Origin of the sequence: Anaeromyxobacter dehalogenans 2CP-1 (assembly GCF_000022145.1) — a bacterium.
Classification (GTDB): domain Bacteria; phylum Myxococcota; class Myxococcia; order Myxococcales; family Anaeromyxobacteraceae; genus Anaeromyxobacter; species Anaeromyxobacter dehalogenans.
The window spans coordinates 26,425-50,285 of the sequence record NC_011891.1 but is presented as its reverse complement, the minus strand read 5'-3'; the positions used below and the strand labels follow the sequence as shown (position 1 = coordinate 50,285).

Here is a 23,861-nt window from a genome sequence, read left to right as displayed (position 1 = left end):
CACGCCTCGGGATCCTGCCGGGCGGCGGGTTGGCCGCCCGGGGCACGACGGACCCCGGGTGGCCGCCGCACCTGAGGTTTCACCCGCCTGGGACCGGGCCAGCGATCGCCCGGCGAGGTCCACCCTGCATGCGCTCCGCCTCCCTCGCCACCAAGCTCGTCCTCGCCCTCGGCCTCGCCTTCGCGGTGGTCCTGGGCGGCTTCACCGCCGCGTCGGCGGCGTTCACCGTTCGAACCGTCGAGCAGCAGACCGCCGACGCGCTGCGCGGCCGGGTGGCGCTGGTCCGGGACATGGTCGGGGTCTACGACGCCAGCCTGGCGAGGGCGACCGCCGACCTGCTCCACGTGTTCCGCGCCTCCTACCCCGAGGGCATCCGAGCGGACCCGTCGCGCGCCGCCTACGTGGAGGGCGTGGCGCTCCCCGGCCTCGCCGCCGGCGACCGGATGGTGGACCTCGACTACCCCACCGTCGATCGCTTCACCGCGACGAGCGGCGCGGTCGCGACCGTCTTCGCCCGCGCCGGCGGCGACTTCGTGCGCATCACCACCTCGGTGCAGACGGACGCCGGCCGGCGGGCGGTGGGCACGTTCCTCGGCGCCGACCATCCCGCGCACCGGCGCCTGCTCGAGGGCGAGCCCTACACCGGCAAGGCCGTGCTGTTCGGCCGCGACTTCTTCACGCGCTACGAGCCCATCGTCCAGGACGGGAAGGTCATCGGCGCGCTGTTCGTGGGCGTGGACTTCACCGACGGGCTCGCCGCGCTGCGCGAGCGCATCCGCGGCGTGCGCGCGGGCGACCAGGGCTACTTCTTCGTGGTGGACGCCTCGGCGGGCGCCGGGCGCAACCGGCTGATCGTCCACCCCACCCGCGCCGGCGAGGCCGCGCCGGACGGGCTCGGGCCCGCGCTCGCCACCGGGAGCGGCGGCGCCGAGGGGCTGCGCATCGCGGGCGCCGACGCGAAGGGCGCGGCGCGCCCGGAGATCGCGACCTGCCAGGCGTTCGAGCCGTGGCAGTGGCTGGTCTGCGGCGCGGTGCCGGAGGAGGAGCTGACGCACGACGGGCGGCGCCTGGGGCTCCTCCTGTCCACGGGCGGCGCCGCGCTGGTGATCGTGCTGGCCGGGCTCGCGCTCTGGCTGGTGCGGCGCATGGTGCTCGAGCCGCTGGCGCGGACCGCGCGCTTCGCCGAGCGGGTGGCCGCCGGCGACCTCGCGAGCGAGCTCGAGATCCGCGCCGGGGACGAGGTCGGCGCCCTGGGCGAGGCGCTCAACGAGATGGTGCGGGCGCTCCGCGCCGTGGTCGGTACGCTCCGCTCCGCCTCCGACGCGGTGGCCGAGGCGTGCCAGGCGCTGTCCGCCTCCACCGCGCAGATCGCCGAGGGCGCCTCGGAGCAGGCGGCCGGGGCCGAGACCGCGAGCGGCGCCACCACCGAGCTCGCGGCGCGGGTGCGCGACGTGGCCGGCGGGGCCGCGGAGACCGAGGCGCTGGCGGCCCGCTCGGCGGCGTCGGCCCGGTCCGGCGGCGAGGCGGTGCGCCGCGCCGTCGCGGCGGTGCAGGAGATCGCCGGGCGGACCGCCGTCATCGAGGAGATCGCCCACCAGACCAACCTGCTCGCCCTGAACGCCGCCATCGAGGCGGCGCGCAGCGGCGTGCACGGGCGCGGCTTCGCCGTGGTCGCGACCGAGATCCGGCGCCTGGCCGAGCGGAGCCGGGCCGCCGCCGCCGAGATCGGCGCGCTCGGCACCTCCACCGTGCAGGCGGCGCGCCTGGCCGGCGAGGCGCTCGACGCCGTGGTCCCGGACATCGGGCGCACCTCGGAGCTGGTGCGCGGCATGGCCGTCGCCACCGAGGAGATCTCCGCCGGCGCGCACGAGGTGACCGGCGCCATCGGCCAGCTCGACGCCGCCATCCAGGCGAGCGCGTCGTCCTCCGAGGAGCTCGCCTCCACCGCCGCCCGGCTCGCCGAGGAGGCCGAGGCGCTGCGCCGCTCGGCCGCGTGGTTCCGCACCGGCGAGCCCGAGCACGACACGGCCCCGGCGACGCGTGCGCCGGCGCTCCCCGCCGTCTCGCCCGGCCGGGCCGCCTGAGCGCCCTCGGGCGTCCGACCGCGCGACGCGATCGGCGCGGCCCTCCGCGGCCGGTCCGCGGCCGGATCGAGGATCAACGCGACGGCCCCGGGGCGCACGACGCGCCCCGGGGCGAAGCGGCGATCAGCACCACGGGTCCCAGGCGAACGCGCCGAAGTTGCCCGGCGTGGACCAGCCCGACTCGTGCCCCTGCTGGTCGCGGACGCGCACACGCCAGTAGTACAGCCGCGGCGCGTAGGGCCCGCACCAGTCCTGCGGGATGTCGAGGATCCGCGCCGGCACCTGGAGCGCGGGGCGGCCGCCCGAGGTGGTCGGCGTCCCGCTCACCCAGCCGGTGCTGCCCACCGTGCTCCCCGGCACCCCAGGGCCGGTGAGCGAGCCGTTCTGCAGGTAGGTGAAGGCGGCGTCGGAGGCGAGCTGGACCTCGTACTGGAGCACCACCCCCGCGGCCGCCGTCACCGGGAACCAGACGAGCGGCACGGTGGCGTCGTACGTGCCCACCTCGAAGCTGGCGCTCACCGGCGCCAGGTCAGGGCTCGACAGGGCGCCCTCGGCCGGCGTGGTGAAGGACTGGAGCGCCGTGTGCGTCACGTTCCGGAACACGTCGCTCGTGCGCACGCGCCAGACGTAGGTGGTCCCCGGCGTGAGCCCGGTGAGCTGGACGGAGTGCTGGACGACGAACGCGTCGTTGCCCGCCACGTGCCCGGCGGTGCCCACGCCGTACTCCACGTAGGAGGTGGCCTTCTCGCTGCTGGTCCAGGCGATCGTCGCGGACGTGGCGGTCACTGCGGACAGGGCCGGCCCGGCCTGGAAGCGCGGCGCCACGTACTCGGTGGGCGGCGGCGCCCAGCCGTCGTGGCAGTGCGTGCAGGCGCTCTGCGGCAGGCCGGTCGAGTAGGGATGGTTCGGGGGATAGACGGGCGAGGTGACCTCCATCTGCTGGATGCCCTCGTGCCCGTGGCAGAAGAAGCACGCGGCGCCGTCCGGGGCCGGATCCGCCGGGGCCCCCTCGAACCACGAGTACGAGCCGTCGGTGACCCACCGCTCGCGGTGGCAGGCCTTGCACACCTCGTGGCGGTCGCCCTGGTGACACGCGGTGCACAGCACCTGCGCGCCCACGCCGGCGCGATCGATGCTGCCCGGCGGGATGGCCACGCCGTTCACGTGGGCGGCGAGCAGGAACGCGTTGTTGCTCGCGTGGAAGTCGTGGCAGCGCGCGCAGGCGATCGCGCCCTGGCCGCGCGCGTACGGCGCGAGCAGCGTGCCGCCGAAGCCGCGCGTGACGAGCGTGGTCGGGTAGCAGCTCGGCGACGAGAGGTTGCTCGTGCACGACGAGTTCTGGATCGTGCCCTCGGGACACGGCTGGCCGGTGCGCGCCGCGCCGACCGGGTTCCCGGCCGGGTCCACCGGCTGCAGCACGCAGGTCCAGGCCCACGCGCCCGAGGTGCCGTTCGCGTACCACCACCGCGGCGTGATGCGCATCGCGCCGGGCTGGTCCGGCTGGTTCGGCGGACACGGATAGGCGCCGCGGCCGATGGAGCGCTGGCCGGCGGCGTCGAGCGCGTCGAACCGGCAGGTGCCGGGCCGGTCGCCGTGGAAGTCGCCGGAGGCCATGTCGTCCCACCCGACGAGCAGCGGCGGCGTCTCGCCGGAGAGCGTCTGGCCCTGGCCCGCGTGGCAGCCGGCGCAGGTGACGGCCGCGCTGCCGCCGCCGCCGTCCACCATGCGGACCTCGCCGCTCAGGTGCTGGGAGGTGTCGTGGCAGGACTGGCAGCTCGTCCCCGAGCTGCCGTCCGGCAGCGGGTGCGCCGACAGCGCGGTGGCGGGATCGATGGCGCCCACGTCGGTGTGGCAGGTCACGCACTGCAGCGGCCCGGCGGTCCAGCTGACCCCGTGCGGCTCGGCGCCGAGCGGCGCGTGGCAGCCGACCGAGCAGGTGGTCCCGGAGGCGTCGCTCACGACGCTCCCGTTCGCGCTGGACGTGCCGCCCGGGAACGTGACCGGGTTCGCGAACCCGAGCGCGCCGCCGCACGGGTGGCAAGCGGTGCAGCCGATCCCGGACGCCGCGTGCTTGTCGTGCGCGGCGGAGCCGACGCACACCTCGCCTGCCACCGGCAGCGCCTGCGTGGTGAACCGCGGCGGCAGCGGTGCCGGCGCGGGCTCGACGATCTTGCCCGGCATCGGGTCGCCGGCCAGGGCGGACGCAGCCGTCGGCGCCTCGTCCGGCCCGCAGCCGGAGACGAGGACGGCGGAGAGCGCGAAGACCACGGCGGTGGTCGGAGCGAGGCGAGACGAGCCGCGGGCGCGAGGCGTTAGGAGGCCGCCGCGCGAGGAGCGGTGCACCGGCTGGCGCATGGGTATTCCCCCTGGGTAGGTCAGCCGGGGGTTTCCCCCAACCCCGCGGCTGCGTTCACCCACGCTAGAAGACCAGCGAGCGGACGGACATGCGCTCGTTTGCCGCACCACCTCCGAGTCCCGGGATCGTCCTCGGCGCCTGCGACCAGGGGTCGCGGCCGCGGCCCGGATCACGTGCCGTGGCCGGGGCTCAACCCCAGCCGCCGGGCCTCCTCGAGCACGAAGTCCCACACCGCCGCCACCCGCGGCACCTCGCGGAGCGCCCGGTGGACCACCAGCCACAGGTCGCCCGCGCGCGCGGAGGGCAGCTGGCGGCGGGCCGCCGGCGCGAGGCGGACCTCGGCGAGGCCGCAGGCCAGCGCCATGTTGCGGTCGGCGAGCACCAGCCCCACCCCGGCGCGCGCCGCCGCCATCTGCGTGCCCATGTGGCTGGTGCGGAGCGCGATCCGCTCGGGCGGCACGTGATCCAGGACGGCGCGGGTGAGCTCGAGGTGCGCGAGGTCCTCGCCCCAGGTGATCCAGCGCGCCGCGTCGAGGCTGCGCAGCGTGCCGAGCGCGCGGGCCTGGCGCGGCGCGCCGAACACGCCGCCGGTGGCCGTGCCGAGCTTCCGCGCCAGGAGGTCGCCGGACGCGGGCAGCACGCCGCGGATGGCCAGGTCCGCCTCGCGCCGGGTGAGGTCGGCGTAGCCGATGGTGGCGTCGAGCGCCAGGCGCAGTCCCGGGTGCGCCGCGAGCAGGCGCGGCAGGGCCGGGGCGAGCAGGTACTCGGCGACGCCCGGCGCCGCGGTGAGCCGCACCTCGCCCTCGGCCGCCAGCTCGCGCCCCTGCGCCGCCAGGGCGAGCGCGTTCGCGGCGCGCTCCATCGCCTCGGCGTGCGGCCCGAGCGACTCGGCGAGCGCGGTGGGGAGCACGCCGTCCGGGGTCCGGTCGAACAGGCGCGCGCCGAGTGCCGCCTCGAGGGCGGTGAGCCGCCGGGAGATGGTGGAGGCGTTCACGCCCAGGCGCGCCCCCGCGCCGGACAGCGAGCGCGCCTCGAGGAGCGCCCGGAGCACGCGCGCGTGGTCCCAGTCGAGCGCGGCGGCGGGCGGGGCGGGCGGAGGCCTTTGCATGTCCGCAAGGCTACCCGGCGAATTCGCCGCGTGCACCGCGTTTTCGCGGGCCGTAGGCTTCCGCTCGAGAGGAGCCCGCATGCCCCGCCCCGATCCGTTCGTCCCCCCCGAGCTGCACGTCGTGTTCGGCGCCGGCCAGGTCGGCCGGCGCCTCGCGCGCGAGCTGCTCGCCCTCGGCCACCGGGTCCGCCTGATCCGGCGCGGCCCGCCCGGACCGGAGCTCCCCGGCCTGCGGTGGCTGAGCGGCGACGCCGCCGACCCGCTGTTCGCGGGCGAGGCGTGCCGCGGCGCCGACGTGGTCTACGACTGCACCAACCCGCCCGACTACCACCGCTGGGACGAGCTGCTCGTCCCGCTCCGGCGAGGGATCCGCGACGCCGCCGCTCGCGCCGGCGCGCGCCTCGTCGCGCTCGACTGCCTGTACATGTACGGGCGGCCGGCCGCCTCGCCGTTCGACGAGGACGCGCCGCTCGCGCCCTGCAGCCACAAGGGCGAGCTGCGCGCGCTCCTGGCGCGCGAGCTGCTCGAGGCCCACGCCCGCGGCGACCTGCGCGCGACCACCGGCCGGGCCTCCGACTTCTTCGGCCCCGGCGCCGGCGCGGCCGCGCTGCTCGGCGACCGGCTCGCGGCGCGGCTCCGCGCCGGGAAGCCGTTCGAGGCGTTCGGCGACCCCGACCTGCCGCACGCGTACTCCTACGTCGCCGACGTCGCGCGCGGCCTCGCGGTGCTCGGCACGCACGAGGCCGCGCTCGGGAGGGCGTGGCACCTGCCCGTCTCCTGGACCGGCAGCACCCGCGGCCTGGTGGAGGCGGTCGGCGCCGCGCTCGGCCGGCCCGCCCGGCTCCGCATCGTCCCCGACTGGCTGCTGCGGGTGGGCGGCCTCCTCGACCCGACGCTCGGCGCCGCGGTGGAGATGACCTACCAGTGGAAGGTGCCGTACGTCCCCGACGACCGGCGCTTCCGCGCCGCGTTCTCCGTCGAGCCCACCCCCGCCGCCGAGGCGGTGGCCGCGACCGCGCGAGCCATCCTGGGCGCCGAGGCCCCCGCGGGACGGCGCGACGCGGCGTGATCGCGCCCGACGACGATGCGTCCCCGCGGCTCCCGCGCCGATGGTAGCGTGCGCGCCCTGGCCGACGCCGCGCCGCCTCGGAGCCTCCGCGATGAACCTCCTCGTCCTCCTCGCCCACCCCGACCGCGCCAGCCTCAACCATGCGCTCGCCGACGCCGCGTGCCGGGCGGCGCGGCGCGCCGGGCACGAGGTCACCCTGCGCGATCTCTACGCGGAGGGCTTCGACCCGGTCCTGCCCGGGCCCGAGATCCCGAGGGACGCGCCGCTCCCGGGCTGGCTCCGCGACCACTGCGACGCGCTCGCCTCGGCGGGCGGGATCGTGGTCGTCCAATCGTGGTCGTCCACCCGAACTGGTGGGGTCAGCCGCCCGCGATCCTCACCGGCTGGATCGATCGCGTGGTCCGGCCCGGCGTCGCGTACGCGTTCCGGGAGGGCGACTCGGGCGAGGGCGTGCCGGTGGGGCTCCTGCGCGCCAGGACCGCCGTCATCCTCAACACCTCCAACACGCCGCTCGCGCGCGAGCGGGAGGCCTTCGGCGACCCGCTCGACGCGATCTGGCGCCGGTGCGTGCTCGACCTGTGCGGCGTGAAGGACGTCCGGCGCCGGACGTTCTCCGTGGTCGTGACCAGCACCGACGCCGAGCGCGCCGCCTGGCTCGCGGAGGCCGAGGCGCTCGTCGCGGACGCGTTCCCGCGGGAGCGCTGACCTCCGCCGGCCCCGAGCGGCACCGTGACTCCGCGTGAGGTCCGCGGAATGATGCGGCGGCCCACCCCTGGCCTCCGAGGAGCCGCCCTTGCACCTGGCATCCCGAGCCGCACCCGTCGTCCTCGCCGTCTCCCTCGTCACCGCCTGCGCCGGCGCGCGCGAGGCGGGTCGCGATCCGCCGCAGTCGCTCACCGTCCGCGAGCTGACCGTGGTGGACGCCCGCGGCCAGCCGCGCCTGCGCATCGGGGCGCCGCTGCCGCCGCCCAAGGGCGCCGAGCGCCGCGCGGTGGACGCGTTCGGGATCCAGTTCATGGACCAGGACGGCTACGAGGTGGCGGGCCTCGGCATGCTCGAGCCGGTGGACATCCGCGGCCTCTGCTTCGACATCAAGGACGCGTACGAGGCGATGTGCGTGGGCCTGGTGAAGGGCGAGCCCAGCATCACGTTCCGGCACGACTGGAAGGAGCGGATCACGCTCGGCGTCGAGAAGGGCGTGGCGAGCATCGTGCTGCGCGATGCGCAGGGGGAGCCGCGCGTCCGCCTCGAGGTGGACCCGGACGGCAAGACGCGGGTGGAGGGGGTCGCGCCCACGGCGCCGGCGCGGCCGTGACCTCGGGTCACGCCGCCCGGACCGCTCGCCCCATCAGTACGACTTCGCCCAGACCACGCGCTTCGGGCTCGGCTGCCCCGTGAACGGGCAGGTGCCGGGCTCGCCCGGCTCGAGCGGGATGCAGCGCACCGTGACGCCGAGGTCCTCCTTGATGCGGGCCTCGACCGCCGGATCCCCGCTGAAGTGCGCGAGCGCGAACCCGCCGTGGATGGGCGTGGGATCGTTGGGCCGCACGGTCGCGGGCGGCGTGAAGTACGCGTAGAACTCGTCCTTCGTGTCGATGGGCCGCGTGTGCTCGGCGCGCACCGCCCGCGCGCGCCTTAGCAGCGCGTCCTGGATCTCCTGCAGCAGCGCGCCCACCCCGGCGACCAGCTCGCCCCGCGGCACGCTCTGCTTCTCCCTCGGCTTCCGGTCGCGGCGGCCCATGAACACCGCGCCCTTCTCGATGTCCTTCGGGCCGACCTCGAGCCGGATCGGCGCGCCCTTCTTGATCCACTCCCAGGACTTCTTCGCGCCCTGGACGTCGCGCGCGTCGAGGTGGACGCGCACCGGGGCGCCCGCGTAGCTCTGGGCCTCGAGCTCCCGCTTCAGCTCGGCGCACCACGCCAGCACCTGCTCGCGGACCTCCGGCTTCTGGATGACCGGGATGATCACCACCTGCTGCGGCGCGAGCCGCGGCGGGCACACCATGCCGTCGTCGTCGCCGTGGGTCATGATCATCGCGCCGATCATCCGGGTGGAGAGCCCCCAGGACGTGGTCCAGGCGTGCGTGAGCGCGCCCTTCTCGTCCTGGAACTGGATCCCCGAGGCCCTCGCGAAGTTCTGGCCGAGGAAGTGCGAGGTGCCGGCCTGCAGCGCCTTGCGGTCCTGCATCATCGCCTCGATGCAGTAGGTGCGGACCGCGCCCGGGAACCGCTCGCTCGCGGTCTTCTCGCCCTGGACCACCGGCAGCGCCATCCACTCCTCGGCGAAGCGGGCGTAGATCCCGAGCATCTGCATGGTCTCGTCGATCGCCTCCTGCTCGGTGGCGTGCGCCGTGTGGCCCTCCTGCCACAGGAACTCGGCCGTGCGCAGGAACATCCGGGTCCGCATCTCCCAGCGGACGACGTTCGCCCACTGGTTGATGAGCAGCGGCAGGTCCCGGTAGCTCTGCACCCAGCGCGCGAAGCTCTCCCCGATGATGGTCTCCGAGGTCGGCCGCACGACGAGCGGCTCCTCGAGCTCGCCCACCGGCACCAGCTTCCCGTCGCGGGCCTCGAGCCGGTGGTGGGTGACCACCGCGCACTCCTTCGCGAACCCCTCGACGTGCGCGGCCTCCTTCTCGAGCAGCGACAGCGGGATGAACAGCGGGAAGTAGGCGTTCACGTGGCCGGTGGCCTTGAACATGCCGTCCAGCACCCGCTGCACGTGCTCCCAGAGCGCATAGCCCCACGGCTTGATCACCATGCAGCCGCGGACGGTCGAGCTCTCGGCGAGATCGGCGGCCTTGATGACCTCGAGGTACCACTCGGAGAAGTTCTCGGCCCGGGTCGGGCGGATCGCGGTCTCGGCGCTGGCCATGGCGGGAGGATCTAGCGCACCGCCGCGTTCCCTGCCAAGGCGCGCCGTCTGCCCGCCCGGCGTCGCGCCGGGGCGCTCACCGTGCGGGGCGCCGGCGCGGGCCGGCCGGCCGCAGCGCCCGCGCCAGGACCCCGCGCGCCGCGTCGTCCGCCGGCACGTAGAGCACCACCCGGACGTCCTCCGGCTCGCCCTCCGGCGCGAAGGAGGCGTAGAGCAGCTCCAGCGGCTCGCCGCCCGGGCCGGCCAGCCGCTTGCGCCGGAGGTGCGGGTCGGCGAGGGCGTGGGACTCCCACGCCCGCGCGAACTCGGGGCTGCGCGCGGCGAGGTCCGCCACGAACGCGTTCCAGTCCGGGTGCGCCACCAGGCGCCCACCGGCCGCCCGGAACTGCGCCACCGCGGAGGACGCCACCGCCTCCCAGTCCAGGAAGCGCTCGCGCCAGCCCGGATCGAGGAAGAGGCGCGCCAGCACGTTGTCGGTGACGCCGGGGGTCGCCTCGAACGATCCGAGCACGGTCCCGGCGGCCGCGTTGGCGTGCAGCACGTCCCAGCGCCCGTTCACCACGTACGCGGGCGCGTCCCGGAACCCGTCCACCATCGCGCGCAGCGCCGGCGAGGCCTGCGCCGTCCGCCGCCAGCGCGGCGCGGCGGTCGCCACCGCGTCGGCGAGGCGCGCCAGGTGCGCCGCCTCCGCCTCCCCGAGCCGCAGCGCGCGGGCGAGGGCGCGCACCGTGCGCCGCGAGGTGCGCACCGGACGTCCCTGCTCGAGCCAGGTGTACCAGGTGATGCTGATGTTCGCGGCGACCGCGACCTCCTCGCGGCGGAGCCCGGTCACCCGCCGGCGCCCGCCGCCCGCGACCGCCAGCGCCGGGCGCGACCGCATCCGGCGCAGGAAGTCCCCGAGCGCCCTCGCCGCGAGGGTGGTGGTGCCACCACCCGCATCCGCGGGCACCTTCTTCGCGACGCTCGCCGGCATCACCATCCCGCCTCCACCACGCCGTCCCCGAGGTGCACCGATGACCGCGCTCCAGAGCATCCGCCAGCTCGACTACACCGTCCTGTTCGCGCGCGACCCCGAGCGAATGCGCCGATTCTATGCGGAGGTGATGGGTTTCCCCATCGCGCGCGAGCTCGGGCCCGGCTGGGTCGAGTTCCGCGTCGGCTCCAACCTGCTCGTGCTCACGCAGCGCGGCGGCCTGTTCCACGACCCGCCCACGCCCGAGGGCGCGCTGTCGGTCCAGCTCGCGTTCCGCGTGGCGCCCTCCGCGGTGGACGCCTGCGCCGAGGAGCTGCGCCGCCTGGAGGTGCCCATCGTCTCGCCGCCGACGGATCAGCCCTGGGGCCACCGCACCTTGTTCTTCCGCGATCCCGACGGCAACGTCCTCGAGATCTACGCGGACCTCTGAGCCACGTCCGCGCCCGGTGTGCCGGCCGGCTACCCGCGCGCGATCCACGCAGCTCGCTCACCGCCGCCGCGCGCGGGAGCTCGAACCAGAAGGTGGTTCCCCGGCCTGGCTCGGAGCGGACGCCGACGTGCCCGCCGTGGGCCTCGGCGAGCCGCTTGACCGTGGCGAGCCCGAGGCCGAGCCCCGGCACGTCCCCGGCGCCGCCGCGGACGTACGGCTCGAAGACCCGGTCGCCCAGATCCGGCGGGAGGCCGGGCCCGTCGTCCTCGACCTCGACGCGGATCGCCGCGGCGTCCGGGGCGGCGCGGATCACGACCCGCCCGTCCCGCCGCGCGTACTTGATGGCGTTGTCCACCAGGTTCGCCACCAGGCTGGTCAGGACGCCCTTCGCGCAGGCGACGGTGCCCGGCACGAGCTCCGCGCCCACCGTCATGCCCGCCTCGGTCGCCCGTGCCTCCGCGCCCGAGACGACGTCGTGGACGACCTCGACGACGTCCGCGGCAGCGCCCGGCTCCGGCCGTGCCCCGGCCCGGGCGAACCCGAGCAGCCCCGCGACCAGGGTCTGGATCCGCCGGAGGCTGCGCCGCGCGCGCTCGAGGCCCTCGCCCGCGGGTTCGCCCGCCGCCTGCCGGCGCCGGAGCTCGAGGTCGATCGCGAGCTGCGCGCTCGCGGTCGGGTTCATGATGTCGTGCGCGACCCGTCCCGCGAACGCCTCCAGCTCGCCGGCGCGCTCCTCCATCATGCGCTCGTGCTCGCTCACGAGCGCGTCGTGGCGGCGGAGCTGACCGGCGACGACCCGCCCGGCCAGCAGCGCGATCCCGCCGCAGAGGACGCCCAGCGAGAGGCTGAGCCACAGCCCTCGCGCGCGCACGGCCTTGATGTGCTCGGCGAGCTGGCTGCCGTTGCGGGCGTTGAAGTCGAGGTCGCGGGACAGGAGCTCGTGCAGGTGTGCCGCCGCGGGCCGGACCTCGCGGAGGAACGTTTCCCTCGCGAGCCGCGCGTCGCCTGCGTCCGCCTGCCCGAGCATGCGGTTCGCCGCGCCCACGAACCGGGAGGTCCCGCGCCGCACGTCCTCCCAGAACGGCCGCTCGCCCGGGAAGAGCGGCAGCGCGAGGTAGACGCCCACCTGCTCCGCGAGCGCGCGGAGCGGCGCCTCGGCGGCGGCGCGCGCGGCCGGCGTGACGGGCACGGCGGCGAACGCCGCGGACTCGATCTCGAACTGGCCGAGGAGGTGGCGCGCCTCGGCCAGGCACCGGATCGTCGGCATGGCGTCGCGGGCGATCTCGTCGGAGGCGACGTCGATCTCCCGGATGTGCTCCGCGGTGTAGACCGAGGCGGCGATGAAGCTCGCCACGACGACCACGTAACCGCCGAACAGGAACCGCCTCGACCGACGGTCTGGACCCGGGCTCGCCATGTCCCTGCCTCGTGACGAGGTCCGAGCTCCGTCGCTGGTGCGCTCCGGCCGGACGCCGGAGGCGACGCCAGCATTCGCGCGAGCGGGCCTGTCCGGCGCATATGCTCGCCGCGCCGGGGCGTTCCCCGGCCAGGATGGGGGCCGCGGCCGTTCGAGGCGACCCGCGCGCGGCCAGCTCGGTGGCCGCCCGCTCGCTCCACGCTCCGGCGCGGTGCCACGTCCCGACGGCGCACCTCCGGTGGACGTAATGCGCCCGCGCGAGACCGCGTACCACAGGCGTCGCGACGTGAATGCGCGGAACATCGCCGTGACGGTGTCGCCGTTCGCCCGCCAGCGCGACGCTCCCCGCGCGCCACTCGCTCGCCCGGAGCCTCGTCGCAGCGCACCGCGAGAAGGGAGGAGCCGTGAGCCGCACCTCGAGGCTGCACGTCCTGACGCTGGCGATCCTGCTGCCGCTCGCAGCGACCGCGCAGACCAACTACTTCCCCTACGGCACCGCCGGGGAGATGCAGACGGATCTCGTCACGTACGATGGGATCGCGCGGACGGTCGTCGTCCGGATCCTGAACCTGACGCCGTACCGCATCGAGCACACCGAGGCCACCTCCACCGCGTACGGCGACCAGTACCAGGTCGGCACGACGCTGGCGGACGTCCTGGACCGGGATCGCCTCACGGCGAAGGCGTTCTTCTTCGCGCCGGTGGGCGTCCCGGCGGTCATCCCGGGCGTTCCGCCGGAGGCGTACACCGAGGGTTACGTCAATACGGTGACGCGCCCGTACGAGATGGTGTTCTCGTGGAACGAGCGCGCCGGCCGCGTCGAGCAGAGCCGGGTCGGCTGGGTGGTGCGCGGGGTGCAGTCGTGGGTGTGCCCGCCGCCGCCCCTCGGCGGCGAGTGCACCCCGCGGCACGACGACGTGCACCTGGGCCTCTGGGTGACGCGGCCGCTCGACGACCCCGGGGAGTCGCTGTACGCCGGGTTCTTCGGCTCCGACTTCCTCGGCACGCTGACCATGGCCGTCAGCGTCGCCGGCGTGATCACGGATCCCTTCAATCCCCTCAACTGGTACGGCCTCTTCATCTCGGTCGCCGACATGGCGGATCCGGCGCGGTTCGAGGAGGAGCAGGTCGCGCCCGACGACGGCATCGAGATGTACGTCGCCTCCTATCCCATCCCCGCGCCGTTCACGCGGTCCGATCCCAGCCAGGACTGCTACCTGTCGAACAACAACCTCGTCGAGAACGAGGTGGCCGCGCCGTCGCCCGCGCTGCCCGATCCGAGGATCTGCACCCCTCAGACCGTCTCAGGCACGGCCGACGACGGCACCGACGCGCAGTGGGCCGACGCGGCCGGGCCGGGCGCGTCCGAGCTGATCACGACCATCCACGTGCTGCGGGGGCGCAGGTACCTGCCCCACAGCGAGGGCGGGTCGGCGTGCGCGGGAAAGTGGGGCTCGGTGCCGATCGTCAACGTGACGATCTGGACCCGGGACCAGTACGCCGCCTCGAACGTGGCCGGTCTCGCCCACGCGAGCTTGGCGGCGCGCCCGCAGCGCGATCAGGGCGCGGCGAAGCTCGTCGCGGAGTACCGGAAGTTCTACGAGAAGTACGACCGCGCCGGCCTCCTCGCGATCCGCGAGGTCGTGCTGGCGCTCGACCCCGAGGCGCGCGAGCAGCTCCGAGCGGCGGTCCTGACCGTGCGGTCGGACGGCGTGCTGGACAAGGACGCGCACAAGGCGCTGCACATGGTGATCGTCGCGGCGCGCGCCCGGCTGACGGACGACGAGTGAAGGGAGGGAGCGACATGTCCACCAAGACCGTGGCGACCCTGGCCTGCAGCCTCGCGTTCGGGCTCCTCCTCGCCGCGCCGGGCCGGGCCGCCGGCCAGTGCACGTCCTCCGACGTCCCCGCGGGCGGCATCTTCACCAAGCTCGACGCCCAGGGGCTCTACTCCGACCTCTTCTCGCTGACGCTCATCAACCTGAGCGACGCGGCCCTCGAGGGCACCGCCGACATCAACGCGACCATGGCCAAGTACTCGCTCACCTATCCGCCCGGCATGGTGCGATGGGAGTGCGCCCATCCGCCCTTCTACAAGCTCTGCTCCGACACCGAGCTGAACCCGAACACCTGCCAGGACGTGACCCAGGGCTTCCGCCCGGCGCCGTTCACGGTCCGGGTGGAGCGGAACGACAGCGCCATCTGGAGGGGCGGGTGGGCGAACGACTGCTACGACGGGAAGATCGACTTCACCTGGCGCGACTCCACGTTCCAGCTGAAGTTCAAGCGGCAGAAGGTGTACGGCGGCGCCCTCGCGTACCCGCACTACGGCACCTGGACGACGCTCCTGCCGCGCACCGGCTCCTGGTGCGCCCCCGGCACGTTCTGCTCCGGCGTGTGGACGACGCCGCACGACTACGAGATGCGCAACATCACCACCATCGCCGCGAACGAGCTGGTCGTGTCGCTGTACAGCACCGACAACCAGAACCTCGTGGTCGTGCTGCGGGAGACGCACTGGGACGGCGCGCAGGGGGATGCGTACGACGGGAAGCGCCTGGACTGGGTGGACAACGACAGCCCGCGCGTCCCCGGGGACTGCAACCACTAGCCAGGCGCGGAACGCGGACGGCCCGCGACGCGCCGGCACCTGGGTTCGCCCGGATCCCGCGCGACGACCGGGAGGCCACAGCGCCCTACACGCGCGACGAGGCCGTGCCGCGACGTGCGCGCGCGTCACGATGCGTGGCGGTTCCCCGACGATCGCGTGCCCCGGCTCGCCGTTTCCCTCGGGATCTCGCGACCCGCCACCCTGGTACGCGGCTCGCATCCTGGTGTTCCGTGCCCGCGGGGCGGGGCACGAGGAGGTTCGCGATGGACCCGAGGTTCGATGCGATGCCAGAGCGGCGCCCGAGCGCGCTCGTCCTCCACCCGGACGTCTCGATCCGCGCCGAGCTGGGCTGGGCGCTCGGCGCCCGGGACATGGCGTCCGTCTCCGCGGCCGACGGCGCGAGCGGCCTCGCGCTCCTGCTCGAGGAGCTCCTCGCGCTCGACGCGCTGGTCGTGAAGCTCGACCTGCCCGGCCGCGACGCGCGCGCGTTCGCCGACCTCGTCCGCCGGGCCGGAGGAGAGCAGGAGCTCGCCATCGTGGTCCTCGCGAGCGACCCGAGCCCGTCCCTGCGCGACGAGCTCGCCGCGCTCGGCGTGGACGAGGTGGTGGACCCCCGGCTCGGACCGGGGACGGTGGCCGACGCGGTGATCGCGGCGGTCTGGCGACGCCGCTCTGGCGCTGGCGCCGGCACGCGAGCGCCGCGTTCGCAGCGCCGGCTCCGCGAGACGGAGGGGCTGGACACGTTCAGCACCGCCGCGTGATCCGGCGGCTCGCGGTGGCCGAAGACCAGACGGCCCGCCAGACCTTGCGATCTGGCGGGCCGAGATGTTCGAGCGAAGTTGGTGTGCCTGGGGCCGGAATCGAACCAGCGACACGGGGATTTTCAGGCCCTACGTCTCGTCCGCGACGACCGCGTCTTCACAAGGTATTTCCAAAGCGCCGTCGGGGCGAGTAGCACATCGGAAGCAGTTCAGCCTTCCAGGCTGTACTCATCGAGGGGAAGGGGCGTGAACGCGAGGTAGTCGCGCAAGCTGAGGCTCCCTGTATCAACGAGTTCCCAGTCGTGAAGTTCAGCCTCACCTGCCGCAGCCAGTGCTTCACCGAACCAGGCACCCAACCGCTCCGAATCGGCGGCTGAAAGCGCCTCGTCGTCCGTGAGGCCCTCCTCCGCCAAGAAGAGCAGGTGAACCTGAAACGGCACTGCGTCGTTCCCCACCGCGAAGAGCACCTCCTTAACGCCCCGCAGTAGCGGAAGGATGCTCTCGTCCCCGTCTTCGAGCTTCAGCGCTTCAACGATGGGCCTCTGAATCGCCTCAACGTGCGCCGTGGGAATCGCGATTCGGCTGAACCGGCGACCCAGCCACTCCCGGAACCTGCGCTCCGTCTGGGCGTTCGCGCATCCTTGGTCTGGGGCGAACTGAAGAAGCGACTCCTTGGTGACGAGCACTCGGGCGGTGGCGTCCGCGATGAGACCTTCCTTCTTGCCATCCGGGTCCACGCGCTCGCGAAGGAGGAAATGCCGGCCCGAGTTGCTCGCAGCAGGACGGATGATGCGTTCCTTGCTGGTCCAGAACGCGCGGAGGCATTCGACTTCCGGATCGCTGGCAGGGTTTCGCGCCAGGTCGCACGTTTGGCTCGCGACGACCAGGACGCCGTCGCCAGCATCGCGAACCCTGTCGCGCGGCTGCGGCGGGACACCCGGAGCGAACTCCGTCGAACGCACCGGCGCACGCGCAGGAAGAAGGGCTCCCTGTCGCCAGCCCCTGGCGAGCAGTTGTTGTCCGGCGTGCTCTCCTCCTCCCGCCATACGTCAGTCGCCCTGCTCCTCCTCAGGCTCGTAGTCGTCCGCGAAGGGCTTTGCCGACATCCGGTCGAGTCCCTCCCGGAGTTGCGTTGCCGAGAGGCGTCGGGGCGCCCGCTGCGGCAGCGTCGGGCGAGCAGTCCTCCTTCGCGTCAGCATGCCCCGGCACAGTTCATACCGGCGCTCCCTGATCACATCGAAGGGCATGAGGTTACTTGCGGGCGACGGCGTTAGGAGCCAAGCAGCGACGGTTCTGGGCTCCCCGAACCGGCGGGCAACTTCTTCGATGACGGCGACGACCTGAAGCAGGTGATCACGCTTGCTCCCCCGTGGCTTCGATCCGTCGCGCCAGGCGTAGAGCGTGGTTCTCGACACGCCGAGGAGGGAAGCGATCCTCTCCATCTCCAGACCAGTGAGCGTGACGAGGCGCGTGACCGCCTGCGCCTCGGGTGCGACGGCCACAGTCGAAAGCGGGCGTGCTCTCTCGTCCAGTGCGTGGGGACCGCCAACGTTCGCTTCGGCGGCGAACGAAACCGCTTGTTCTCCTGAATCGGTCTCGTCCAAGTCCTGGGGGTCACCTTCGGCGACATACGCCCGGAGAACCGGAGCGGATATCCATCCGTACCCGGTCGGCTGCGTCTGAACGTCCACGAGCGCGAACCAGTTTCGGACGGCTGTGTGCTTCGGAGCCGGCATCGTGTCCTGGCCCGTGCGAGGCCCCGGCGCGCGGACGAGGAAGCCGTACAGCGACTCCCACAGCGAAGCCGCCAGAATCACGTTCTCGTTCTCGGGGTGAGCGGGCCTGTACATGCCCGTGTCCGCCCCGGTAGCAAGCGTAGCCAGCGCAGCGCTCATTCGTTGGGCTCCAGGTGCTTGTACATCGATTCACCGAGAGACCATCTAAAGAAGCGGTACATCACATCGTTGTACGCGGTCAGTGCTCGTGATGTCGCGGCGATGTCGAGAGGACTCGGGCGCTCGTCGTAGTAGTCCATGTCGAGGAGGTAAAAGCGCCCCTCCGCGACTGGTGCCGTAGGGATCGGCTCAACGACGCCGCCCACAAGCAGACCATGCCGAATCGCGAGAACGCCGTCGTCGCGGCGCACCCTTACTTCATGGGCCATGTGCTCGACGGTTCCGCCGAGCAGGTTGTTCCCAGCGAATCCCAAAAGCTCTGGGTTCATCAGCTTGGCCCAGTCAGCTAGCGACCGGCCCGCGTCGTGTCTGAACTCGTTGATGTATCGAAGCCCGAGCCTCGACCTCTCGCGCAACCTCAGTCGTTCCTTCGCCGCGCCGAGCACCTTTTCGAAACGCGACGAAAACTCCTCGACGGCAGAGTAGCCTCGCACTTCCAGCGTCAGCGCGGACTCGCCGAGGACGACGGCCCAGTCGCCGTTTCGGCTAGCGAAGCGAAGGAGTGTTTCGGAGGGAGCAGCCTGAAGACCACCCTTGGGGGTCACTTGGAAGGCGACCTGCTGCTCCCGGGCTGCGACCGGATAGTCGTCCGCCAGCGCATCCTGAAACGGAGCAGTGAAGGCAGTGTCGGCGAGCCGAAGTTGGAGCGGGAACCGAATCTGGCCGACGACCAGCCTCAGCGGCGACTTCTTGAACAGAACTCGCGGGTACTCCGGCAGGGGCGGCATGCATCGTCCTGTTTGGGGTTGATTCTCCGGCACTGACTTTACGCGCTACTTGACAGATTACAAGCCATGTGTAAGGTGCGGCGTCCAGTTCGCGCGGAATCGGGATCGAAATCAGCGACTTGCAGAGACGCTCCTGAACGGGTGCGCGTAAGTGGGAATCCGGTTGCCCGGCTGCTCTTCCGCCAGGGGAACGGGCACGGGGTCGACCGAACGCCGTGCTCAGGTCACTCCTCGTCGGTCCGCTGTACGCGCTCCGTCCGGCGCCGCCGGCACGTCACGGCCACCACGAGTGGCTCGGCCTCGAACTTCGCGCGCACCTCGTCCGCGAGAACCTGCGCTCGCTCAACGGCGACCGCCCAACCGTGGCAAAAGCCGTCCTGCCCCGCGCGGCGCCGGTCCTCGGGGACGTAAACGACAGCGAACTTCAGGTCCTGGCTCGACACGCGCTTGAAGGTGCCGACCGGCGTTACCACGGTGGACACGAACTCAGGGAGCTTCTCGTCCGCCGGGTGCTCGGACTCCGTAACCGCCCGGCGCTGGACGTGTAGCGCGCGCCCATGAGCGACGAGATCCTCCGCGCTTCTCTCGCGGAGGACCTCATGGCCGACCAGGACAGAAGCCGCTGGACCAAGCTCGTCGCCGACTTCGAGTCGTGCGATCTCCCGCAGCGCGAGTTCGCGACGGAGCGAGGAATCCCGCTCAGCAACTTGCGTTACTGGATCTACCGCCTGCGCAAAGAGTCGCGACCGCTCGTCTCGCAGGCGCCGGAGCGCTCAGATCAAGTACCTGAGCGTCGCGCCGCTCCAGAGGGCTCGCGTCTCGTGCCGGTGCGCGTGGTAGCGTCCGCGCCTAAGGCGCGGCAAGACACGGCCGCAGCGGTCGCCGCGGACGCCGCCCTGGAGCTGCTCTTCCCGTCCGGTGCCCGCCTCCGCTTCACCGCCGGCACCGACCTCGCGTACGTCCGCGCCCTCGCCGCTGCGCTCGCGTCGTGATCACCATCCCGCGCTCGGTGCGCATCTACATCGGCTCGACGCCGATCGACATGCGCAAGTCGATCGATGGCCTTCACGCGATCGTGCAGAACGAGCTCGCGAAGGACGCGTACTCGGGCCACCTGTTCGTCTTCGTCTCGCGGCGGTGGGACCGCGTGAAGATCCTGACGTGGGACAAGGGCGGGTTCGTCTTGGTGTACAAGCGGCTCGAGCGCGGGCAGTTCAAGCTGCCCCACATGGATCCATCGACGATGGCCGTCGAGATCGACGCGACACAGCTCGCGATGCTCCTCGACGGCATCGACTTCGGACGCGTCCGCCGGCCTGAGCACTGGCAGCCGTCCCAGTCGGATCCTCAGGCCGCTCGTCCCATGGACAAGCCCGCTCCGGCGTGATCTACAGTCGCCGATGGGCGGCGACGATCATCGTTGCGAGTGGCGCGAGCGAGCCGAAGCGCTCGAGGCCCGGCTCGCGCAGGTCGAAGCGACGCTCGAGAAGCTGCAGCGCCACCAGTTCGGCGCGCGCTCCGAGAAGATGCCGCCGATCTCCGAGGCGATCCGCGATCCGGCGCACGCCGAGGCCGAGCGGATCGCCGCCCAGCAGAAGCGGCGTGAGAACGCCGAGAAGAAGCGGCAGCTCGTCGCTCGCAAGATCGTTCACGAGGTCCGCGAAGACCAGAAGTCGTGCCCGAAGTGCGGAGGCCACGAGTTCACGCCGCTCGGCGAAGGCAAGGTGACGGAGTTGTACGAGCTCGTCCCCGCGCGCATCGAGCGGCAGCTCCACGTGCAGAAGAAGGTCCGCTGCCGGTGCGGCGAGACCATCATCACCGCCGACGGGCCGGCGAAGGTGTTCGACAAGACGCGCTTCGGCCCGACGTTCATGGCGCAGGTGGCAGTCTCGAAGTGCGCCGACTCACTCCCGCTCTACCGCCAGGCGAAGGCGTACCGGCGCACCGGAGTCGAGGTGAACGACTCGACCCTCGGCGATCTCTTCCACCGAACCGCGGAGCTGGTGGACCCCCTCTACGAGCGGCTCCTGCATCTCGTCGCCGAGAAGGAGATCGTGCTCGCGGACGAGACGACGCATCGCGTGCAGGCGAAGGGGAAGACGCGCACCGCCTGGATCTGGAGCTTCATCGCGCGCGACGAAGCGGAGCGTGAGCTGATCGCGTACGTCTTCTCCCGCAGCCGATCGGGCGAGACTCCGGTCCGCGTGCTTGAAGGCACGATCGGCAAGCTGCTCGTCGACGGGTACGAGGGCTACAACAAGGTGACGCTGCCGGGCGGACGCGAACGCGCCGGCTGCTGGGCCCACGCTCGCAGGAAGTTCTTCGACGCCCAGTCGACCGCGACAGCGGCCGCCAAGCACGCGATGGAGCTCATCCTCGAGCTGTACAAGATCGAGCGCGCTGCGCTCGACGCGGATCTGCTCGGCACTCCGGAGCACCTCGCGATGCGGCAGACGCGCAGCCGCGTCGTCATCGACGAGATCAGGGCGTGGCTCGATGCCGTGCAGGGGCGGCATCCGCCACGCTCGCCGATCGGCGTCGCGATCGGTTACGCGCTTGGCCAGTGGAACGAGCTGACGCTCTTCCTCACCGATCCCCATCTACCCATCGACAACAACGCGAGCGAGGGCGCGCTGCGCGTCTGCGCCCTCGGACGGAAGAACTTCCTGTTTGTTGGAACGGACGCGGCGGGCGAGAACCTGGCCGGCCTGTACTCGCTCATCGCGACGTGCGAGGCGAACGGCATCAACCCGGTCGACTACCTCGCCGACGTCCTCCTCCGCGTGCAGACGCATCCGGCGTCGCGGATCGACGAGCTCCTGCCGCACAACTGGACGCCACCCAGACCCGAGCCGTCGGCCTGAGCGGGTCGGCGGCGAACTCGAACGCAGCGGGAGAAGGGCGGCGATGCCTGCGACGCGCAGAGTTGCCGGCTACTGCTTCGACGTCGAATCGAGGAACACGGCTACGCACGCACCCTCGGCCTCGACCAGGCCGGCCCACCACACTTCGGAGACGAGCATCGAAAACACGCGCAGAGCTCTTCCGCCCGTCATGAGCATCGTGGCGCGTTCGGTATTTTCCAGCGGACGGCCCATCCGACTTTGAAGCGCGTCGACAACCTCGGCGGGCGTCACCTCGTGACATAAGCTGCGAGTCGCCACTTGGACGAGGGCCTCGGTTTCCAACCGATCCTCAAGGAAGTTGAACAGCGCGTGGACCCAGAAGACTCCCAGCGAGGCGAAGTGGTGCTTGGCTCGCGTCACGTAGAAGAAAAGCTGAGCACCTCCTGTCGTGGGCTCACCACTGTCCGCCCAGATCGGCTCCGATGCGGGTGCTCGAAACCCTCCAACAGAAGCGAGGATGTCCGACCTGAGCAGCGAATCGACCTGGGGCATGCCGTTCTCTCGCGGTGACCGTACGGCGGATACAGCGTTCAGCAGTCTACCGTCGCAAGACGCCCGTCGTCGGGCGGATACCGGACTCCTGCTCTTCGTCGCCGTCTCTGGGATCGTCCTCGTAGCGGACAACGATCTTCTGGCCGTCCTCGCGCTCGAAGATCCCGATGCTGCCGGGCTCCAGGTCGAGTCGGAGCGGCTTCACCCACTCGAAGTCCTCCAGGATGAAGAACTCGTTCGCCCGCGTGAAGAAGGCGTCCCGGGTCTGGTAGCGGGTGCCAGGGCGGAGCCCCACCCTCTTCAATTTCGCGCTCACGAGCGCGCCCCGCCGGCTGGCTCGACCTGCCGAACGAAGATGCCCGAGGGCGTCACCAAGCGATCGAAAGCGTCCGCCTCGCTGTGAACCCAGCCCACGACTTCGGCTTCCAGCACGCGCTCGGAGTTACCGCAGTGCTGAACCTTGTCGCCCTCGCGGTAGGTAACCGAGACTTCCTCCGCGTCGATCCGGATCGTCCACGTCGCCACGCTCGCGCTCCTCCCAGGGTAAACCCTGGCGTCGTGGACGGGGCCGAGCCGCGCAGCCTACCGGCGGCCGGGCCCCGTCCGTCTGGCGCGGCGGAAGACCATCGGTCGGCGGGATAGCACGACGGTGGACATCTACAACCCCCGAATCATGTGGCCTGACCTCGCCACGCGGAAACAACCTTGGGAACCATGAGCGATCGCCCGCCGCTCGCCTGCTACACTGGATTTGGGGATAGCGAATGGCGAGCCGCAGCAAGCGCAAGGCCAGCTTCCGCACGGTCGTCCACGAGTCGTGTCCGATCCGGAACACTCACCGGCGGCTCGAATCGGCCCACCGGCTATGGCACGAGGCGCTCAACAACTACGAGGATCCCGATGGGTTCCGCACGTTTCTAAACTCGGCGATCCAGGAGCTTCGCAACGTTACGTTCGTTCTCCAGAAGGAGCGCTTTTCAGCGCCGGGATTCGATGAGTGGTACGCCGCATGGAGAAAACGGCTCGGCGAGAGCGACGCTGCGCGGTGGATAGTCGACCTTCGCAATAAGGTCGTGAAGGAAGGGGACCTCGACACTGCGAGTCTCGTTCACGTTCGGCTTCTGCGTGGGTATGTCGAAGCCGGCGAGTTCGTGCCGTTCGAGGGTCCTCCGACTGCCTCCTGCAAAGAGATCGCTGTCGCCATCGCTGCGACGGCTCCTCACGAGGTCCGCGAGGACGGGATCCTTGTCGTCGAACGACGTTGGGAACTGCCTGACCTCCCGGGCAGAGAACTCCTTGAGGCTCTTGCTTCTGTCTACGGACTACTCTCTGCGTTGGTAAGCGACGCGCACGTTGTAGCGGGCGGGTCGGAGTGCGGCCTGATCGAATGCGACAAGTCCGCTGGATACGCTCAGGAGTTTCTCGCGGGGCGGCCAGCGTGCATGTCCGCTTCGCAGGAGGCCCGCACGTCAGTCGTGGACCTCAAGCGAGGTCGCTTCTATGTGCCCCGAACACGGACCATCAAGAAGGGAACTAAGAAGGACCTAGAGAGGCTACGCGCCAAGTACGAGAGCAAGTCGGCGGCGCCCCCTGACTGGAAGCGAATAAAGGATCTTCCGCTCCGAGACCAAGCACGCCACCTCCACGAAGTAGGGGTTCAGCTTCTTCGGGCGGACGGTTACCTGGTTCATACGTTCCATCTCCTGCGCGATGGCAAGCTGGTTCGTTTCATCGGAGTTCCGAGACCGGACGAGAAGACCGACCTTCACGTTCTGATGTGGCAGGCGATCAGACCCGAGGTCGAACGTACCCGAGCCGATGCGTTGATTTCGAGTAACGAAATCTGGTTAGGGACCGGCAAGTCTGGGGTTCGTCCCGCCGAAGATCCGAATCGCCGTGAAGCCGTGCACACGGTCGCTGCCGACAAGAGCGGAGTGCGGTTCGCGCTGACGACTCTGTTTCGTCGCGAACCTACCGGCATCATTCTTGAGCGAGTATCCGAGGAAGAGCAGGCGCTCATCCCGTTCCTTGAGGCTGTGTTCGACTGCTGGCGAACCTTTCGCTGAGCACCATGACCTGCCACAGAGGCACTGTCA

General features: G+C 71.9%; 23 protein-coding genes and 2 pseudogenes. 13 read left to right on the top strand and 12 right to left on the bottom strand.

Annotated features, from left to right (window positions below; translation table 11 throughout):
* Window positions 1–128: 128 nt before the first annotated feature.
* Window positions 129–2,084 carry a methyl-accepting chemotaxis protein gene (locus A2CP1_RS00235; RefSeq protein WP_012631499.1) on the top strand — a complete coding sequence of 652 codons (1,956 nt, stop codon included), beginning with the start codon at window positions 129–131 and terminating at the stop codon, window positions 2,082–2,084.
* Between the two features lie 123 nt (window positions 2,085–2,207).
* Here A2CP1_RS00235 and A2CP1_RS00230 read toward each other — a convergent pair whose 3' ends face one another.
* On the bottom strand, window positions 2,208–4,352 hold the full coding sequence (locus A2CP1_RS00230; RefSeq protein ID WP_245529932.1) for a cytochrome c3 family protein: 2,145 nt from the start codon (window positions 4,350–4,352) through the stop codon (window positions 2,208–2,210).
* Between the two features lie 257 nt (window positions 4,353–4,609).
* Window positions 4,610–5,548: a LysR family transcriptional regulator gene (locus A2CP1_RS00225; RefSeq protein ID WP_012631497.1), complete on the bottom strand. Its 939-nt coding sequence runs from the start codon at window positions 5,546–5,548 to the stop codon at window positions 4,610–4,612.
* Window positions 5,549–5,627: 79 nt separating this feature from the next.
* On the opposite strand from A2CP1_RS00225, the gene A2CP1_RS00220 reads away from it, so the two are divergent.
* From A2CP1_RS00220 to A2CP1_RS00210, 4 genes and pseudogenes are all read left to right on the top strand, one after another.
* A complete protein-coding gene (locus A2CP1_RS00220; protein WP_012631496.1) occupies window positions 5,628–6,617 on the top strand; it encodes an NAD-dependent epimerase/dehydratase family protein in 990 nt (329 codons plus the stop codon).
* Between the two features lie 40 nt (window positions 6,618–6,657).
* A pseudogene (locus A2CP1_RS24015) lies at window positions 6,658–6,810 on the top strand (hypothetical protein); the annotation flags it as partial.
* Between the two features lie 140 nt (window positions 6,811–6,950).
* The gene (locus tag A2CP1_RS23890; protein WP_280959885.1) at window positions 6,951–7,322 is read left to right on the top strand and encodes an NAD(P)H-dependent oxidoreductase; all 372 of its coding nucleotides are present in this window, start codon (window positions 6,951–6,953) and stop codon (window positions 7,320–7,322) included.
* Window positions 7,323–7,410: 88 nt separating this feature from the next.
* Window positions 7,411–7,932 (top strand): hypothetical protein, encoded by a 522-nt coding sequence (locus A2CP1_RS00210; protein ID WP_012631495.1) that lies wholly within the window; start codon window positions 7,411–7,413, stop codon window positions 7,930–7,932.
* A 33-nt stretch (window positions 7,933–7,965) separates the two neighbouring features.
* Here A2CP1_RS00210 and proS read toward each other — a convergent pair whose 3' ends face one another.
* Together proS and A2CP1_RS00200 are read right to left on the bottom strand one after the other, a co-directional pair.
* The gene (gene proS, locus A2CP1_RS00205) at window positions 7,966–9,492 is read right to left on the bottom strand and encodes a proline--tRNA ligase (RefSeq protein ID WP_012631494.1); all 1,527 of its coding nucleotides are present in this window, start codon (window positions 9,490–9,492) and stop codon (window positions 7,966–7,968) included.
* 76 nt (window positions 9,493–9,568) lie between these two features.
* Window positions 9,569–10,465 carry a helix-turn-helix transcriptional regulator gene (locus A2CP1_RS00200; RefSeq protein ID WP_245529930.1) on the bottom strand — a complete coding sequence of 299 codons (897 nt, stop codon included), beginning with the start codon at window positions 10,463–10,465 and terminating at the stop codon, window positions 9,569–9,571.
* A 40-nt stretch (window positions 10,466–10,505) separates the two neighbouring features.
* On the opposite strand from A2CP1_RS00200, the gene A2CP1_RS22870 reads away from it, so the two are divergent.
* A complete protein-coding gene (locus tag A2CP1_RS22870) occupies window positions 10,506–10,895 on the top strand; it encodes a VOC family protein (RefSeq protein WP_012631492.1) in 390 nt (129 codons plus the stop codon).
* Window positions 10,896–10,974: 79 nt separating this feature from the next.
* On the opposite strand, the pseudogene A2CP1_RS23625 reads toward A2CP1_RS22870, so the two are convergent.
* Window positions 10,975–11,328: pseudogene (locus A2CP1_RS23625) on the bottom strand (sensor histidine kinase); the annotation flags it as partial.
* Window positions 11,329–12,716: 1,388 nt separating this feature from the next.
* Here A2CP1_RS23625 and A2CP1_RS00190 point away from each other — a divergent pair.
* The 3 genes from A2CP1_RS00190 to A2CP1_RS00180 all read left to right on the top strand — a co-directional run bounded on the left by A2CP1_RS00190 (window position 12,717) and on the right by A2CP1_RS00180 (window position 15,684).
* Window positions 12,717–14,102 (top strand): hypothetical protein, encoded by a 1,386-nt coding sequence (locus A2CP1_RS00190; RefSeq protein WP_012631490.1) that lies wholly within the window; start codon window positions 12,717–12,719, stop codon window positions 14,100–14,102.
* A 14-nt stretch (window positions 14,103–14,116) separates the two neighbouring features.
* A complete protein-coding gene (locus A2CP1_RS00185; RefSeq protein ID WP_012631489.1) occupies window positions 14,117–14,923 on the top strand; it encodes a hypothetical protein in 807 nt (268 codons plus the stop codon).
* Between the two features lie 284 nt (window positions 14,924–15,207).
* Window positions 15,208–15,684: a histidine kinase gene (locus A2CP1_RS00180; RefSeq protein WP_245529928.1), complete on the top strand. Its 477-nt coding sequence runs from the start codon at window positions 15,208–15,210 to the stop codon at window positions 15,682–15,684.
* Window positions 15,685–15,893: 209 nt separating this feature from the next.
* Here the strand turns inward: A2CP1_RS00180 and A2CP1_RS23170 are convergent, their stop codons facing one another.
* The 4 genes from A2CP1_RS23170 to A2CP1_RS00160 form a co-directional block, all read right to left on the bottom strand.
* Entirely contained in the window at window positions 15,894–16,646 is a 753-nt protein-coding gene (locus A2CP1_RS23170) for a hypothetical protein (protein WP_168165110.1), read from the bottom strand.
* 87 nt (window positions 16,647–16,733) lie between these two features.
* Window positions 16,734–17,579, bottom strand: coding sequence for a hypothetical protein (locus A2CP1_RS00170; protein ID WP_012631486.1), 846 nt, complete (start codon window positions 17,577–17,579; stop codon window positions 16,734–16,736).
* Window positions 17,576–18,367, bottom strand: coding sequence for a TIGR04255 family protein (locus A2CP1_RS00165; RefSeq protein ID WP_012631485.1), 792 nt, complete (start codon window positions 18,365–18,367; stop codon window positions 17,576–17,578). The genes A2CP1_RS00170 and A2CP1_RS00165 overlap by 4 nt, the downstream gene beginning before the upstream one ends.
* 224 nt (window positions 18,368–18,591) lie before the next feature.
* Complete coding sequence (locus A2CP1_RS00160; protein ID WP_012631484.1) at window positions 18,592–18,849, bottom strand: hypothetical protein; 258 nt, start codon at window positions 18,847–18,849, stop codon at window positions 18,592–18,594.
* A gap of 75 nt (window positions 18,850–18,924) precedes the next feature.
* Here A2CP1_RS00160 and tnpA point away from each other — a divergent pair, with 75 nt between their 5' ends.
* From tnpA to A2CP1_RS00145, 3 genes are read left to right on the top strand one after another with little or no spacing between them, the layout of a single operon-like run.
* The gene (tnpA, locus tag A2CP1_RS00155; RefSeq protein ID WP_012633669.1) at window positions 18,925–19,359 is read left to right on the top strand and encodes an IS66 family insertion sequence element accessory protein TnpA; all 435 of its coding nucleotides are present in this window, start codon (window positions 18,925–18,927) and stop codon (window positions 19,357–19,359) included.
* Window positions 19,356–19,754: an IS66 family insertion sequence element accessory protein TnpB gene (gene tnpB / locus A2CP1_RS00150; RefSeq protein ID WP_012631482.1), complete on the top strand. Its 399-nt coding sequence runs from the start codon at window positions 19,356–19,358 to the stop codon at window positions 19,752–19,754. Before tnpA ends, tnpB begins: the two co-directional genes overlap by 4 nt.
* 13 nt (window positions 19,755–19,767) lie before the next feature.
* Window positions 19,768–21,231, top strand: a complete 1,464-nt coding sequence (locus A2CP1_RS00145) for an IS66-like element ISAde1 family transposase (protein ID WP_012631481.1) — start codon at window positions 19,768–19,770, stop codon at window positions 21,229–21,231.
* Window positions 21,232–21,300: 69 nt separating this feature from the next.
* On the opposite strand, the gene A2CP1_RS00140 is transcribed toward A2CP1_RS00145, so the two are convergent.
* The 3 genes from A2CP1_RS00140 to A2CP1_RS00130 are packed head-to-tail and all read right to left on the bottom strand — an operon-like array spanning window position 21,301 to window position 22,290.
* Window positions 21,301–21,765: a hypothetical protein gene (locus tag A2CP1_RS00140; RefSeq protein WP_041450407.1), complete on the bottom strand. Its 465-nt coding sequence runs from the start codon at window positions 21,763–21,765 to the stop codon at window positions 21,301–21,303.
* Window positions 21,766–21,811: 46 nt separating this feature from the next.
* Window positions 21,812–22,060, bottom strand: a complete 249-nt coding sequence (locus tag A2CP1_RS00135) for a hypothetical protein (protein ID WP_041450406.1) — start codon at window positions 22,058–22,060, stop codon at window positions 21,812–21,814.
* Between the two features lie 17 nt (window positions 22,061–22,077).
* Window positions 22,078–22,290 carry a hypothetical protein gene (locus A2CP1_RS00130; RefSeq protein ID WP_012631479.1) on the bottom strand — a complete coding sequence of 71 codons (213 nt, stop codon included), beginning with the start codon at window positions 22,288–22,290 and terminating at the stop codon, window positions 22,078–22,080.
* Window positions 22,291–22,529: 239 nt separating this feature from the next.
* Here A2CP1_RS00130 and A2CP1_RS22710 point away from each other — a divergent pair, with 239 nt between their 5' ends.
* Complete coding sequence (locus A2CP1_RS22710; protein ID WP_012631478.1) at window positions 22,530–23,831, top strand: hypothetical protein; 1,302 nt, start codon at window positions 22,530–22,532, stop codon at window positions 23,829–23,831.
* Window positions 23,832–23,861: the final 30 nt, after the last annotated feature.

Bases quoted from the DNA above. Each gene is read 5' to 3' on its own strand.
- proS (WP_012631494.1), bottom strand. From the start codon at position 9,492: ATGGCCAGCGCCGAGACCGCGATCCGCCCGACCCGGGCCGAGAACTTC.
- A2CP1_RS00145 (WP_012631481.1), top strand. From the start codon at position 19,768: ATGGGCGGCGACGATCATCGTTGCGAGTGGCGCGAGCGAGCCGAAGCG.
- A2CP1_RS00220 (WP_012631496.1), top strand. From the start codon at position 5,628: ATGCCCCGCCCCGATCCGTTCGTCCCCCCCGAGCTGCACGTCGTGTTC.
- A2CP1_RS00235 (WP_012631499.1), top strand. From the start codon at position 129: ATGCGCTCCGCCTCCCTCGCCACCAAGCTCGTCCTCGCCCTCGGCCTC.
- A2CP1_RS00200 (WP_245529930.1), bottom strand. From the start codon at position 10,465: ATGCCGGCGAGCGTCGCGAAGAAGGTGCCCGCGGATGCGGGTGGTGGC.
- A2CP1_RS00225 (WP_012631497.1), bottom strand. From the start codon at position 5,548: ATGCAAAGGCCTCCGCCCGCCCCGCCCGCCGCCGCGCTCGACTGGGAC.
- A2CP1_RS22870 (WP_012631492.1), top strand. From the start codon at position 10,506: ATGACCGCGCTCCAGAGCATCCGCCAGCTCGACTACACCGTCCTGTTC.
- A2CP1_RS00140 (WP_041450407.1), bottom strand. From the start codon at position 21,765: ATGCCCCAGGTCGATTCGCTGCTCAGGTCGGACATCCTCGCTTCTGTT.
- A2CP1_RS00170 (WP_012631486.1), bottom strand. From the start codon at position 17,579: ATGAGCGCTGCGCTGGCTACGCTTGCTACCGGGGCGGACACGGGCATG.
- tnpA (WP_012633669.1), top strand. From the start codon at position 18,925: ATGAGCGACGAGATCCTCCGCGCTTCTCTCGCGGAGGACCTCATGGCC.
- A2CP1_RS00180 (WP_245529928.1), top strand. From the start codon at position 15,208: ATGCCAGAGCGGCGCCCGAGCGCGCTCGTCCTCCACCCGGACGTCTCG.
- A2CP1_RS00185 (WP_012631489.1), top strand. From the start codon at position 14,117: ATGTCCACCAAGACCGTGGCGACCCTGGCCTGCAGCCTCGCGTTCGGG.
- A2CP1_RS00165 (WP_012631485.1), bottom strand. From the start codon at position 18,367: ATGCCGCCCCTGCCGGAGTACCCGCGAGTTCTGTTCAAGAAGTCGCCG.
- A2CP1_RS22710 (WP_012631478.1), top strand. From the start codon at position 22,530: ATGGCGAGCCGCAGCAAGCGCAAGGCCAGCTTCCGCACGGTCGTCCAC.